Below are 13,506 nucleotides of genomic sequence, written 5' to 3' on the forward strand. Positions count from 1 at the left end.
CAGTTCCTTCGCGGTTGCCTTCAAACCTCAATTCATCATGCTCTCTAGAGAATGAGCCCGCCGTCGACCACGATGGTCTGGCCGACGATGTAGGACGCAAGCGGCGAGGCGAGGAACAGCGCGGCGCCGGCCATGTCGGCGGGCGTACCGAGACGCTTCAGCGGAATGCGCCCGAGCGCGCCTTCGAGCCGCTTTGGATTCGCGGTCGTCGCCTTGGTCATCTTGGTGTCGACGAGGCCGGGCGCGATGCCGTTGACGCGGATGCCGTTCTCCGCCCAGGCCTCACCGAGCGTGCGCGTCAGCCCGACGGCGCCGGTCTTCGAGGCGTTGTAGGCCGGATTGCCCATGGTGGAATGATACGCCGCGGTCGAGCTCACGATGATCAGCGATCCCTGACTCGCGCTGAGCATCGCGTGGAATTTGGTGGCGCAGGCCATCAGGCTCATCAGGTTGACCTCGAGCACCTTGCGAAAGCCCTCCATCTCGAATTCCCCGCGGCGGTAAATCACCGCGCCCTGCGCCAGCACCAGGACGTCCAGGCGATCGAACGACGGCTCGAGGTGATCGATCGCCTGCGGATCAGAGACATCGAGCTGCGCATAGGCAAGGCCCTCGAGATCCGAGCCTTCCTCTTTCGAATAGTCGCTCGCCTGCGCGCGGGTGCCGTACACGGCGACGCGCGCGCCCTTGGCGCGGAAAGCCTGCGCGATGCCATTGCCGATGCCGCTGGAGCCGCCGACCACCAGTACCTGCTTGCCGCCGAAATCGAGCTCGTTCATCGCGTTTCCTCTCTTGCTGTTTTCTTGATTGAGCACGATCCTTTGCGAAAAGCCAACGCAAAAGCCCACGCAAAACTTGCGTTAACGCGCTGCGCGCGTGCCGATCAGGGATCGCCGGTTTGACGTCTCGGCGGATCGGTGCCAGCGTTGCAGCTCGCACAACGCAAAAAAATCAACGGGAGGTCCGTCGTGTCCGAATTCAAACAGCTCAGCCGTTCGGTGAAGGGCCTCACCGTTCTCGTCACGGGAGCCGCCAGCGGCATGGGTCGCGCCACCGCACGCGTGTTCGCCGATGAAGGCGCCAATGTCGCGGTCACCGACCTCACTGAAGAAGGCACGCAAGCGGTGGCGAAAGAGATTTCAGCGAGCGGCGGCTCGGCAAAGGCCTGGACGCTCGACGTCAGCGATCGCGACGCCATCACCAGGGTCGTCAACGACGTCGCCGCGCATTTCGGCGGGCTCGACATCATCGTCAACAATGCCGGCATCTCGGTGCGGGTGCCGATCGACGATCCCGGTTATGAGGACGCCTGGGCCAAGGGCATCGCCGTGATGCTGACGGCGCATCCGCGCATCATCCGCGCCGCGCTGCCATACCTGCGCAAGTCGCGCTCGCCGCGCATCGTCAACATCGCCTCAACTGAAGCTCTGGGTGCAACAGGCCTGCATAGCCCCTACTCCGCGGCCAAGGGCGGCGTCACCAGCCTGACCCGCTCGCTCGCGGTGGAACTGGGGCGCGAAGGCATCACCGTCAACTGCATCTGCCCGGGCCCGATCCGCACAGCGATCACCGATCGCATCTCCGAGGAGCACAAGACGATCTACGCCAAGCGCCGCACCGCGCTGGCGCGCTACGGCAATCCGGAGGAGGTCGCGCACATGACGCTCAGCCTGTGCCTGCCCGCGGCATCCTTCCTGACCGGCGCCGTGATCCCTGTCGACGGCGGGTTGATGGCGCGGAATGCCTGACCCGCGCATCACTGCGAAGCGTTGACAGCGCGCACGTCGGGAGTAGCCTTCTCGTCAAAGGAAGCGGGACAACCGCCCGCAAAGCACGGGGAGATTTACGCCATGACGGTCCTGATCCGGCAGCTTCACAAGCATTTCGTCGGCGAGGTCTCCGGCGTCGATCTGCGCAAGCCGCTGACGAAGCAGGAAGCGACCGACATCGAAGCCGGCATGGACAAATACGCCGTGCTCGTCTTCCACGGCCAAGACATTAACGACGAGCAGCAGATGGCGTTCGCGCTGAACTTCGGCGAGCGCGAGAGCTCACGCGGCGGCACGGTGACCAAGAAGGAAGACTACCGCCTCTCCTCCGGGCTCAACGATGTCGGCAACCTCGGCAAGGACGGCAAGCCGCTGCCGAAGGATCACCGCACCCATCTGTTCAATCTCGGCAACTGCCTGTGGCATTCCGACAGCTCGTTCCGGCCGATCCCGGCGAAATTCTCGCTGCTGTCGGCGCGCGTGGTGAACCCGAAGGGCGGCAACACCGAATTCGCCGACATGCGCGCCGCCTATGACGCGCTCGACGACGAGACCAAGGCCGAGATCGAGGACATGATCTGCGAGCACTCGCTGATGTATTCGCGCGGCTCGCTCGGCTTCCTCGATTACACCGAGGAAGAGAAGCAGATGTTCAAGCCGGTGCTGCAGCGTCTGGTGCGCACCCATCCGGTGCACGGCCGCAAATCGCTGTATCTGTCCTCGCATGCCGGCGGCATCAGGGGCATGAGCATGCCGGAAGCGCGGGTGCTGCTGCGCGACCTCACCGAGCACGCGACGCAACCGGAGTTCGTCTATGTCCACAAATGGACGCTGCATGACCTCGTGATGTGGGACAACCGCCAGACCGTGCACCGCGTCCGCCGCTACGACCAGTCGCAGCCCCGCGACATGCGCCGCGCCACGGTGGCGGGAACGCAGCCGACGGTGGCGCAGGAAGCGGCGGAGTAAGCCAACCGACCGCTGTCGTCCCGGCGAAAGCCGGGACCCATTACCGCGACTGCTCATGATTGCACGATGCTGTGGCCCCAGCGCGGCCAACCACGCCCTGTGGTTATGGGTCCCTGCTTTCGCAGGGACGACACCGGTGATGTGGGAAGGCCGTTCTACCGCGGCGGCAGGTTAAGCGTGCCCGGCGTCGTTCGACAGCATGCCGGCCTCGATGCCGATCTTGCGCAGGGCGCGGGCGTATTTCTCGTCGACGTCGGTGCCGAAGATCAGCTCCGGATCGGCGTCGCAATGCAGCCAGCCATTGTGCTGGATCTCGTTCTCGAGCTGGCCCGGCGCCCAGCCGGCATAGCCGAGCGCGAGGATGGCGTGCTTGGGCCCGGCGCCCTTGGCGATCGCCTTGAGGATATCGACGGTCGCGGTCAGCGAGATGCCGTCGTCGATGTTGAGCGTCGCGTCCTGAATGTAGAAGTCGCTGGAATGCAGCACGAAGCCGCGGCCGGTGTCGACCGGGCCGCCCTTCATCACCTTCATCATCTCGGCATTCTCGGGCAGCTGGATCTGGTCCGACTTCTCGATGATGTCGAGCTGCACCAACAGCCCCGGGAAATCGATGCTGCCGGCCGGGCGATTGACGATGATGCCCATCGCGCCCTCGGATGAATGCGCGCACATGTAGATCACGGAGCGCTCGAAGCGCGGGTCGTTCATCACAGGCATCGCGATCAGCATCTGGCCATCGAGATAGCCATCATCGCCGGCATCGGGACCGACGGCCGGGTTTCTGCCGGCGGCGGTCTTGCGAGTCTTGCCTGTTTTGCCTTCAGGGCGCATCCGCAAAGGCCTTTCCTGCTGATTTGGCATCCTGATATTGGGTGGCGGTTCTGTCAATCAACCATCGGCCGCAGTGCGGCGATGCATCACAAGCAATTCAATGGTTTGCAACCAAAGTTGCAGGTAAAGACGTCTCATGATCGTCACAGTTCCCATGCGTGCCGCATTTGGCGTTGCCGCCTTGATTTCCGTCGCATCTGCAGCCGCGGAGGTTCGCGCCGACGACGCCTCGCCGTGGCAGCAGGACACTCATTCCGCGGTGCGGTTGCTGGCGGGATCGCGCAGCGGCGCAGTGCTGCTCGGCGGCATCGCTTTCCAGTTGCAGGACGGCTGGAAAACCTACTGGAGGACGCCGGGCGATTCCGGCGTGCCGCCGCGGTTCGACTTCTCCAAGTCGGACAATGTCGACGCGGTCACGGTGATGTGGCCGGCGCCACGCCGGTTCGACGACGGCGCAGGCGGCACCTCACTCGGCTACAAGCACCAAGTGGTGCTGCCGCTGCGCATCGTCGCGAAGAACCCCGACAAGCCCTTGGTGCTGCGCGCCGACATCAGCTACGCGGTGTGCGAGAAGCTGTGCGTGCCGGTGGAGGCGAAGGCCGAGCTTGCGTTCGCGAGCGTCGCCTCGACCGAGGACGCCGCGCTGTCGGAAGCGCTCAACGCAGTGCCGAAGCCCGCCAATATCGGCGATCCTGCCCCGTTCACGATCCGCGACGTCAAGCGCGACGGCAACAACGTGCTGGTCGATGTCACCGCGCCGGAGAGTAAGGACCTCTGCCTGTTCGTCGAGGGGCCGACGCCGGACTGGGCACTCCCCGTGCCCAAGCTCGTCGAGCACGCGCCGCCGGGCGTGAAGCGCTTCACCTTCGAGCTCGATGGCCTGCCGCCCGGCGCCAAGGCTGACGGCGCCGCGCTGAAGCTGACCCTGGTCGGCGGCGACAAGAGCTACGAATTCAATATCAATTTGAACTGACGCCCGCCCCTCCAATCGTCGTCCTGGCGAAAGCCAGGACCCTTACTCCGCGGCCGCAGTGCGAGGCAGGCTGGGGCCACAGCGTGCTCCCAAACAGACATTTGTGGTTGGGTCCTGGCCTTCGCCAGGACGACGGGAACAGCGGCCACCCAACCCAATCTTAACGTTTCGTTGATAGATCGGGGGCCATTGCCGCCTTGCGGCGCTTTGGGAATTTTCCGCCTTGGCTGTGATGGAGACACGATCCGGATCCTCTGCCGAATCCTCTGCCGCAACCTCTGCGCCATTGGGCGCGGTCGCACGCCTGCGCGGGATTGTTGCGGACCTGCTCGGCGGCACCAGGGAGGCGTCGGTCACCAAGCGCCTCGCGGGCATGATCTTCATCATCCGCGTCATCAGCGCCGCCATCGCCTATCTCGCGCAGATCCTGCTGGCGCGCTGGATGAGCGGTTCGGACTACGGCATCTATGTCTATGTCTGGACCTGGGTGCTGCTGCTCGGCAGCACGATGGATTTCGGCATCGCGCCGTCCTCGCAGAAGATCATCCCGGAATATCGCGCGCGCGGCGACCTCGCCGCGCTGCGCGGCTTCCTCTCCGGCGGCCGCTGGGTGGTGCTTGCCACGTCGAGTGCGGTGGCGCTGCTGCTCGCCGGCGTGATCCATGTCGCCTCGCCCTGGATCGATCCCAATGCGGTGGTGCCGCTCTATATCGGCTGCCTGACCTTGCCGCCCTTCGTCGTCGCCAACACCCAGGACGGCATCTCGCGCGCGCATGACTGGATGCAGCTCGGCCTGATGCCGCAGTTCATCGTGCGGCAGGGACTGATCATCGCGCTCACCGCCGGCGCGCTGGCGCTTGGCCTCAATCTCGGCGCCACCGCTGCGATGATCGCGAGCGCCGCCGCCGTCTACATCGCGGCGATCGGCCAGATGATCGTGCTGAACCGCCGCCTCAAAGCCCATCTGGGGCCAGGCGAGAAGACCTACGACGTCAGGGGCTGGTTTGCGATCTCGCTGCCGATCATGCTGGTCGAGAGCTTCTATCTCCTGCTCGGCTATACCGACGTGCTGATGCTGCAGCAATTCCGCTCCTCCGAGGAGGTCGGCATCTATTTCGCCGTGGTGAAGACGCTGGCGCTGGTGTCGTTCGTGCACTACGCGATGGCGGCGACGACCGCGCACCGCTTCGCCGAATACAATGCGCTCGGCGACAAGGACCGGCTGTCGGCCTATGTCGCGCATGCGATCAGCTGGACGTTCTGGCCCTCGCTGCTCGCAACCATCGCGCTGCTCGCCTTCGGCAAGCCGCTGCTGTGGCTGTTCGGCCCGAAATTCGTCGACGGCTACAGCATCATGTTCGTCGCCGCGATCGGCCTCGTGGTGCGCTCGGCGATCGGGCCGGTGGAGCGGCTGTTGAACATGCTCGGCCACCAGAGCATCTGCGCCACCGCCTACGCGGTGTCGTTCCTGATGAATGTCGGGCTCTGCATGACGCTGGTGCCGCGCTACGGCGGCATGGGTGCGGCGGCCTCGACCTCGCTGTCGCTGATCTTCGAGACGATCCTGTTGTTCTACGTCGTGCGCTCGCGGCTCGGCCTGCACGTGCTGGCATTCGGGAAGCGGCGGGCGACGGCATAGCTTTCTGCCGGACGCTGTATATAATTGCCGCCATGAGCGCCACCGAGCTGAAAGACCTGTTTGATCGCATCCTATCCTGGCCGAAGCCGGCGCAGGACGAATTGCTATCGACGGCGAGCGCGATCGAAAACGCATTGCGGGGCCACCAGCACGTCGCTTCCGAAGTTGAGCTGCAGATCAACGAAGCCGCGATTACTTCCATCGAAGTCACCCCCGACGCGAGCTCCAGTGCGGACGAGGTTGATATCCTGGCGAGCATGGAGCGCCTGGTAGCCGCGAAACAAAAGCCGGCGAAAGAGAGTGGATCGGACGCCTGACGGCAAGCCTGCCGATCATCCCATAGAAAAACAAAAGCCGGCCCTGATCCAGTCAAGGCCGGCTTGTTCTTAACCGCCAACTCGCGGAGGCGAATTACTCCGCGGTCCAGCCGCCGTCGATCGAGAGGTTGGCGCCGGTGATCTGCGCGGCATCGTCGCCGCACAGGAACAGCGCGAGCGCTGCGACCTGCTCCGAGGTCACGAACTCCTTGGTCGGCTGGGCTGCGAGCAGCACGTCCTTGATGACCTGCTCCTTGGTCATGTTGCGCGCCTTCATGGTCTCCGGAATCTGGTGCTCGACCAGCGGCGTCCAGACATAGCCCGGGCTGATGCAGTTGCAGGTGATCTTGAACTGCGCGAGCTCCAGCGCCGCCGTCTTGGTGAGGCCGGCGATGCCGTGCTTGGCCGAGACATAGGCCGACTTGAACGGCGAGGCGACCAGCGAGTGCGCCGAGGCGGTGTTGATGATGCGGCCCCAGCCGCGCTTCTTCATGCCGGGCACCGCAGCGCGGATGCCGTAGAACGCCGACGACAGATTGATCGCGATGATCGCTTCCCACTTCTCCGGCGGGAATTCCTCGATCGGCGACACGAACTGGATGCCGGCATTGTTGACCAGGATATCGACCGAACCGAAGGTCTTCTCACCGAGCGCGATCATGTCGGCGATCTCGGCCGGCTTGGTCATGTCGGCCGGCGAATGCACCGCCTTGACCTTGAAGTCGGTCTCGATGCCGGAACGCTCCTTCTCGATGTCGGCCGGAACGCCCATGCCATTGAGAACGATGTTGGCGCCGGCGCTCGCGAAGGCGCGCGCGTAAGCCAATCCGATGCCGCTGGTCGAGCCGGTCACAACGGCGGTCTTGCCTGTCAACGTACCCATTATCGGTCGCTCCTATTTTGCTTGCGGGGGGCTCGATTCAGGGGCCTTGGGTTCGTCCCCCGTGAGATCGTAAGTCACCATGGTTTCCCCGGACTGGGGCCGTTCTAGCCATTCTTTGTGACGCATCGACAAATGCACGTCGCGGACGCCCGCGCTCCAGTGCTCGACCATCGCAACATGGGAGAAGTCGTAGTCCTTCGAGGAGCTCTCGTAGTTCTTGCTCTTGTAGATCAGGTGAACCACCGTGACGGTGTTCTCCTTGGAGGCCTTGCGCAGCAGTTCGACCGACGGATCGTTCTTCAGGTAATCAGGCAGCTTGCCGATCAGGTCGCGCACCGCCATGCGGGCGTTGTGGATCTGCCTGTTCTTGTCGGTGTTCATCCGCGTCCGGCTGGAATAGCGGATGTCCTTCTCGCGCTCGGCGGCCTCCAGCAGCGTCTCCGGCAACGGCCCGCGCGCGCTGAACAGGTCGACCTGGAAGATCAGGAGATCGCGGCTGGTCTCCTCGTCGAGCACGAAGTCGAGCGGGGTGTTGGAGGCGATGCCGCCGTCCCAGTAATGCTCGCCCTCGATCACGACCGCGGGAAAGCCCGGCGGCAGCGCGCCCGAGGCCATGATGTGCTCGGGGCCGATCTTCTTGCCGCGCTTCTTGAACTCGTAATTGTCGAAATAGCAGAAGTTGCCCGAGGTGACGCCGACCGCGCCGACCGAGAGCCGCGTCTTCAGATCGTTGATGCGATCGAAGTCGACGAGACGCTCCAGCGTCTTCTTCAGCGGCGCGGTGTCGTAATAGCTCAGCGATTGCGAGCTGCCGGGCGGCCACAGCGGCGCCGGCGGGATCCGCGGCGTGAAGAAGCCGGGCACCCCGAAGGTCGCGATGATCGCGGCAGAGGTCTCGTTGAACAGCGAGCGGGCGCGCTCATGCTTCGACACCGGATTCCACGGCACCGGCGCCGACACCATCTCCCAGAATTCCTTCAGCTTCGGCACGCGCTTGTCCGGATCGTTGCCGGCGATGATCGCGGCATTGATGGCGCCGATCGAGATGCCGGCGATCCATTCCGGCTCGAAGCCCGCGTGACAGAGCGCCTGAAAGGCGCCGGCCTGGTAGGAGCCGAGCGCGCCGCCGCCCTGGAGAACCAGCACCCGCTGCGCTTGCGCGGGCGTCGAGGCCGGCGCGGAATCCGAAGTATCCATTCGTAACCGTTCGGTTCGAAAATAAACTGAGCACGATGCGATCGGACAAGATCGCATCCCGATCCAACCTCATTGCGCGAGCACGGTCTTTCCCAAAAGCGGCGTCCGCTTTTCCGATCGTGCCCTCGACCGCACGGTGGCCGCTGTTGGCCGCGGCGTCAATCAGCGAGATTTAGGAGGCAGATCACGCGGAATTTATCGAAATCAGGTTGCCGCCAGAATGAGCGTCCAGAACACCTTGTATTTGGTATTCGGAGCATAGACAGCCGCGATGCCCATTTTTGTGACACCGCTTTTGAGCATGTTGGCCTTGTGCGGCGGTGAATCGCGCCAGCCCGAGAAGGCTTCCGCGAGCGTGTGATAGCCCGCCGAGATGTTCTCGACCGCCACGGTTGCCGGGTAGCCGCCGGCCTCGAGCCGCTTGCCGAGCGGGGCCTTCACGTCATGGTCCATCTTGTTGCGGGCGGCCATCGCCTGCGACTGCTGCTCGGCGAGCCTGGTCAGGTCCGGGTCGACCACCACGATGCCGAGGCCATTATTCTGGCGGTACTGCGAAAACATGATCGCTGCGGCCTGGCTGTCCAGCACGGCACCGGGCTGCGCCATGTTGAGATACATCGCCGGTTCTTCCGGGATTTTGGTGTCCGTGCCGCAGCCGGCAAGCACCAGCAGCCCGAACAGGGCGACCGTCGTCCGTTTCACAGGTAAAAACCCCCAAGGTTGGCCGGTCGTTGTTGCATACCAACCGTGGCTGAATGGTGAACAGGGGCTAACTTTTGGCCAGCAATAGCCATCGATCTCCGGAGACCGTAGCCCGGATGGAGCAGGGCGTAATCCGGGGCCGGTCGATCCGCAGCACGAAGTCCCGGATTTCGCGGAGCCTGTCATCGGGCGCGCGTTCGCGCGACCCGTTGGCTTCATCCGGGCTACAGGGCTACTCCTGCGCGGCGAAGATCCGGTAGCGGCGCGGTTGCAGCGAGACGATTTCGCCGGCCTGCAGCTCGCGGTCGCGGGGGGCGTCGATCTCGATCACGGTCTTGCCTTCGCTGCCCGACAGGGCCACCTCGGCGCGCTGGATCGGACCGAACGAACGGACATGGCGGATGGCGCCTTCCAGCGCACCGGTTCCCGCCGGCCCGACCGCCATGTCGTGACGGCGCACGAACAGCTTTGCCGCGCCGGATGCCGCGCCCAGCGCCGGGATGTTCAGCGGCCGGCCGTCCAGCCGCACCGCATCGCCGGCCACATCGACCGGCAGCACGATGGATTCGCCGATGAAGCCGTGCACGAAGGCGGTCGCCGGATTGTCGTAGACGTCGCCGGGCGAACCGATCTGCTCGATCTTGCCCTTGTCCATCACCACGACGCGGTTGGCGACTTCGAGCGCCTCCTCCTGGTCGTGGGTGACGAAGATCGAGGTGACGTGGATCTCATTGTGCAGCGAGCGCAGCCATTGCCGCAGCTCCTTGCGCACCTTGGCATCGAGCGCGCCGAACGGCTCGTCGAGCAGCAGGATGCGCGGCTCGATCGCGAGCGCGCGCGCCAGCGCGATGCGCTGCCGCTGGCCGCCGGAGAGCTGGCTGGGATAGCGGTTGGCGAGCCAATCGAGCTGCACCAGATCGAGCAAATTCTTGACGCGGGCACGGATCGTCGCCTCGTCCTTGCGGATCGCACGCGGCTGCACGCGCAGGCCGAACGCGACGTTCTCGAACACCGTCATGTGGCGGAACAGCGCATAGTGCTGGAACACGAAGCCGACCTGGCGCTCGCTGGCGCCGCGCGAAAGCGCGTTCTCGCCGTCGATCGCGACCTCGCCTGAATCAGGCCAGTCCAGGCCTGCGATGATCCGCAGCAGCGTCGTCTTGCCGGAGCCGGAGGGCCCAAGCAGCGCCAGCAGCTCGCCGTCGGCGACCTTGAGATCGACATTGTCGAGCGCGGCAAAGCTGCCGAACCGCTTTACGATATTCTTGACTTCAATCGCCATCGGGCACCTCTGCCTCGTCGAGCCGCTGCTCGAGAATGGTTTTCGCCACCAGCGTGATCAGCGCCAGCATCGCGAGCAGCGATGCGATCGCGAACGACGCGACGAACTGGTATTCGTTGTAGAGAATCTCGACCAGCAGCGGCATCGTGTTGGTCTCGCCGCGGATATGGCCTGACACCACCGACACCGCGCCGAACTCGCCCATCGCGCGCGCATTGCAGAGCAGGACGCCGTAGAGCAGGCCCCATTTGATGTTCGGCAGCGTGACGCGGAAGAAGGTCTGCAGGCCTGAGGCGCCGAGCGAGATCGCCGCCTCCTCCTCCTGGGTGCCCTGCTCCTGCATCAAGGGGATCAGCGCACGCGCCACGAACGGGAAGGTGACGAAGATCGTCGCCAGCGCGATGCCCGGCACCGCGAACAGGATGTGGACGTCGTGCGCCTGCAGCCACGGCCCGAAATAGCCCTGCGCGCCGAACAGCAGCACGTAGACCAGGCCCGAGATCACAGGCGAGACCGAGAACGGCAGGTCGATCAGCGTGATCAGGAAGGTCTTGCCGGCGAATTCGAATTTCGAGATCGCCCAGGCCGCGACCACGCCGAACACCAGGTTGAGCGTGACCGAGATCGCGGCGATCAAGAGCGTCAGCTTGATCGCGGCGAGCGCCTCGGGCTCCGCCAGCGCCGCGAAATAGGCGACGACGCCTTTCGAGAACGCCGAGGCGAACACCACGACGAGCGGCAGCACGACGAAGACGCTGAGGAAGGTGATCGCCAGCGCGATGATGATGAAGCGGACCGGGCCCGGCTCGGTGCGCGGGTTACGGTGGGCCGTGACCGGCGTTGCGCGCGCGATCTCGAGCCGCGGCGCCGGCGCTGCCACGCTGACATCGGTCGCGGGCGCGTAGCTCCGCAGCCGCGTGGTCGAGGTCGCCAATCCCGTCTGCATCGACATCTCGGACCTCAATGCACGGGAATGCGGGCCTGCGCCCAGCGCTGCAGCCGGTTGATCAGCAGGATGATCAGGAATGAGGCCACCAGCATCACGACCGCGATCGCGGTGGCATCGGCATAGCGGAATTCTGACAGGCGGATCACGATCAGGAGCGGCGCGATCTCGGAGACGTTGGGCAGGTTGCCGGCGATGAAGATCACCGAGCCGTATTCACCGATGGCGCGGGCAAAGGCCAGCGCAAAGCCGGTGAGCAGCGCCGGAATCAAACTCGGCAGGATGACGCGGAACACGGTGTGCCAGCGGTTGGCGCCAAGGCTCGCCGCCGCTTCCTCGATCTCGGGATCGAGGTCGATCAGCACCGGCTGCACCGTGCGCACCACGAAGGGGATGCCGATGAAGATCATCGCGATGAAGATTCCGATCGGCGTGAAGGCGACCTTGATACCGAGCTCGGCAAGCGGCGCGCCGAGCCAGCCCTTCTGCGCGAACAGCTGGGTCAGCGCGACGCCGGCGACCGCGGTCGGCAAGGCAAAGGGGATGTCGACGACGGCATCGAACAGCCGCCGGCCGGGAAACCGATAGCGCACCAGCGCCCAGACGATGATCGTGCCCATCACCAGATTGACGCAGGCGGCCGCAAACGACAGCCCGAACGAAATCTTCAGCGCGTTCAGCGTGCGGCGGCTGGTAACGATGCCCCAGAACTGATCGAGGCTGAGCTCGAACGTCTTGAGGAACAGCGCGCCCAGCGGAATCAGGATGATGACGGAGAGCCATGTCAGGGTCAGTCCCATGGTGAGACCGAACCCCGGAAGGGTACTGCGCCGTGCGACCGCTGTGCTCACATATCCCCCTGCTCGACCGGGCTGCTCTCTGATCAGTTCTTGTAGATCTGATCGAAGATGCCGCCCTCGGCGAAGTGCTCCTTCTGCGCCTTGGTCCAACCACCGAAAACGTCATCGATGGTGAAAAGTTCAACCTTGGCGAAGGATTTTTCGTACTCCTTGGCGATCTCGGGATCGCGCGGGCGGTAAGAGTTGCGCGCGGCGATCTCCTGGCCTTCCCTAGTGTACCAGTACTTCAGATAGGCTTCGGCGACGGCGCGGGTGCCCTTCTTGTCGGCGACGGTGTCGACAACCGCGACCGGCGGCTCGGCGAGGATCGACTGCGGCGGCGCGACGATCTCGAACTTGTCCGCGCCGAATTCGCGCAGCGCCAGGAAGGCTTCATTCTCCCAGGCCAGCAGCACATCGCCGACACCGCGCTCGACGAACGTCACCGTCGAGCCGCGCGCGCCGGTGTCGAGCACCGGCACGTTCTGGTAGAGGTCGGCGACGAACTTCTTCGCCTTGTCGGCGGAGCCGAACTTCTTCTGCGCATAGCCCCAGGCGGCGAGATAGTTCCAGCGCGCACCGCCCGAGGTCTTCGGGTTCGGCGTGATGACGGCAACGCCGGGCTTGATCAGATCGTCCCAATCCTTGATGCCCTTGGGATTGCCCTTGCGCACCAGGAACACGATCGTCGAGGTATAGGGCGAGGCATTGAGCGCAAGGCGCTTCTGCCAGTCAGCGGCGATGAGGCCCTTGCCGGCGATCGCGTCGATGTCATAGGCGAGCGCCAGCGTAACGACATCGGCCTGCAATCCGTCGATCACCGAACGCGCCTGCGAGCCCGAGCCGCCATGCGACTGCTTGATCTCGACGCTCTTGCCGGTGTCCTTCTGATAGGCCGCGGCGAACGCCTTGTTGAAGTCGACATAGAGCTCGCGCGTCGGATCGTAGGACACGTTGAGCAGCGAATAGTCGGCCGCGAAGGCCGAGCTCGCCCACAACAACCCCGCAACCAGCGGCAGCACACGACGGATCATTTCGGTCTCCATTCAACCTGAGAATGTCAGGGAACACGTCAGACATAACTCACGGTGACGTGGCCTGAAGTCAACGAAACCGGTTTTCTTTGTTTTCAGCGGCGCAGCGCGCTTGTGCTACGAAG

Annotated in this window: 14 protein-coding genes; 5 read left to right on the forward strand and 9 right to left on the reverse strand. The window is 64.4% G+C overall.

Going from position 1 to position 13,506, the window contains the following annotated elements; genetic code table 11:
• Positions 1-44: 44 nt before the first annotated feature.
• Positions 45-779 carry an SDR family oxidoreductase gene (locus tag QDT69_RS17450; protein WP_279707711.1) on the reverse strand — a complete coding sequence of 245 codons (735 nt, stop codon included), beginning with the start codon at positions 777-779 and terminating at the stop codon, positions 45-47.
• Between the two features lie 189 nt (positions 780-968).
• Here QDT69_RS17450 and QDT69_RS17455 point away from each other — a divergent pair, with 189 nt between their 5' ends.
• Both QDT69_RS17455 and QDT69_RS17460 read left to right on the forward strand, forming a co-directional pair.
• Positions 969-1,748: an SDR family NAD(P)-dependent oxidoreductase gene (locus QDT69_RS17455; protein ID WP_279707712.1), complete on the forward strand. Its 780-nt coding sequence runs from the start codon at positions 969-971 to the stop codon at positions 1,746-1,748.
• Between the two features lie 102 nt (positions 1,749-1,850).
• Positions 1,851-2,738, forward strand: coding sequence for a TauD/TfdA family dioxygenase (locus QDT69_RS17460; protein WP_279707713.1), 888 nt, complete (start codon positions 1,851-1,853; stop codon positions 2,736-2,738).
• A gap of 171 nt (positions 2,739-2,909) precedes the next feature.
• On the opposite strand, the gene QDT69_RS17465 is transcribed toward QDT69_RS17460, so the two are convergent.
• Positions 2,910-3,569 carry a YqgE/AlgH family protein gene (locus QDT69_RS17465; RefSeq protein WP_279707714.1) on the reverse strand — a complete coding sequence of 220 codons (660 nt, stop codon included), beginning with the start codon at positions 3,567-3,569 and terminating at the stop codon, positions 2,910-2,912.
• A 136-nt stretch (positions 3,570-3,705) separates the two neighbouring features.
• Here QDT69_RS17465 and QDT69_RS17470 point away from each other — a divergent pair, with 136 nt between their 5' ends.
• The 3 genes from QDT69_RS17470 to QDT69_RS17480 all read left to right on the forward strand — a co-directional run bounded on the left by QDT69_RS17470 (position 3,706) and on the right by QDT69_RS17480 (position 6,498).
• On the forward strand, positions 3,706-4,542 hold the full coding sequence (locus QDT69_RS17470; RefSeq protein ID WP_279707715.1) for a protein-disulfide reductase DsbD domain-containing protein: 837 nt from the start codon (positions 3,706-3,708) through the stop codon (positions 4,540-4,542).
• A gap of 232 nt (positions 4,543-4,774) precedes the next feature.
• Entirely contained in the window at positions 4,775-6,181 is a 1,407-nt protein-coding gene (locus tag QDT69_RS17475) for an oligosaccharide flippase family protein (protein ID WP_279707900.1), read from the forward strand.
• A 32-nt stretch (positions 6,182-6,213) separates the two neighbouring features.
• The gene (locus QDT69_RS17480) at positions 6,214-6,498 is read left to right on the forward strand and encodes a hypothetical protein (RefSeq protein ID WP_279707716.1); all 285 of its coding nucleotides are present in this window, start codon (positions 6,214-6,216) and stop codon (positions 6,496-6,498) included.
• A 94-nt stretch (positions 6,499-6,592) separates the two neighbouring features.
• Here the strand turns inward: QDT69_RS17480 and QDT69_RS17485 are convergent, their stop codons facing one another.
• The 7 genes from QDT69_RS17485 to QDT69_RS17515 all read right to left on the reverse strand — a co-directional run bounded on the left by QDT69_RS17485 (position 6,593) and on the right by QDT69_RS17515 (position 13,381).
• Complete coding sequence (locus QDT69_RS17485) at positions 6,593-7,381, reverse strand: 3-hydroxybutyrate dehydrogenase (protein WP_279707717.1); 789 nt, start codon at positions 7,379-7,381, stop codon at positions 6,593-6,595.
• Positions 7,382-7,393: 12 nt separating this feature from the next.
• Positions 7,394-8,578 carry a DUF3734 domain-containing protein gene (locus QDT69_RS17490; RefSeq protein WP_279707718.1) on the reverse strand — a complete coding sequence of 395 codons (1,185 nt, stop codon included), beginning with the start codon at positions 8,576-8,578 and terminating at the stop codon, positions 7,394-7,396.
• A gap of 204 nt (positions 8,579-8,782) precedes the next feature.
• Positions 8,783-9,280: a CAP domain-containing protein gene (locus QDT69_RS17495; protein WP_074131350.1), complete on the reverse strand. Its 498-nt coding sequence runs from the start codon at positions 9,278-9,280 to the stop codon at positions 8,783-8,785.
• A 232-nt stretch (positions 9,281-9,512) separates the two neighbouring features.
• Positions 9,513-10,562: a sulfate ABC transporter ATP-binding protein gene (locus QDT69_RS17500; protein WP_279707719.1), complete on the reverse strand. Its 1,050-nt coding sequence runs from the start codon at positions 10,560-10,562 to the stop codon at positions 9,513-9,515.
• On the reverse strand, positions 10,552-11,514 hold the full coding sequence (cysW, locus tag QDT69_RS17505; RefSeq protein WP_279707720.1) for a sulfate ABC transporter permease subunit CysW: 963 nt from the start codon (positions 11,512-11,514) through the stop codon (positions 10,552-10,554). The genes QDT69_RS17500 and cysW overlap by 11 nt, the downstream gene beginning before the upstream one ends.
• An 8-nt stretch (positions 11,515-11,522) precedes the next feature.
• Complete coding sequence (cysT, locus tag QDT69_RS17510) at positions 11,523-12,359, reverse strand: sulfate ABC transporter permease subunit CysT (RefSeq protein WP_279707721.1); 837 nt, start codon at positions 12,357-12,359, stop codon at positions 11,523-11,525.
• A gap of 32 nt (positions 12,360-12,391) precedes the next feature.
• Entirely contained in the window at positions 12,392-13,381 is a 990-nt protein-coding gene (locus QDT69_RS17515; protein WP_279707722.1) for a sulfate ABC transporter substrate-binding protein, read from the reverse strand.
• Between the last annotated feature and the right edge of the window lie 125 nt (positions 13,382-13,506).

Origin of the sequence: Bradyrhizobium sp. CER78 (assembly GCF_029846235.1) — a bacterium.
Classification (GTDB): domain Bacteria; phylum Pseudomonadota; class Alphaproteobacteria; order Rhizobiales; family Xanthobacteraceae; genus Bradyrhizobium.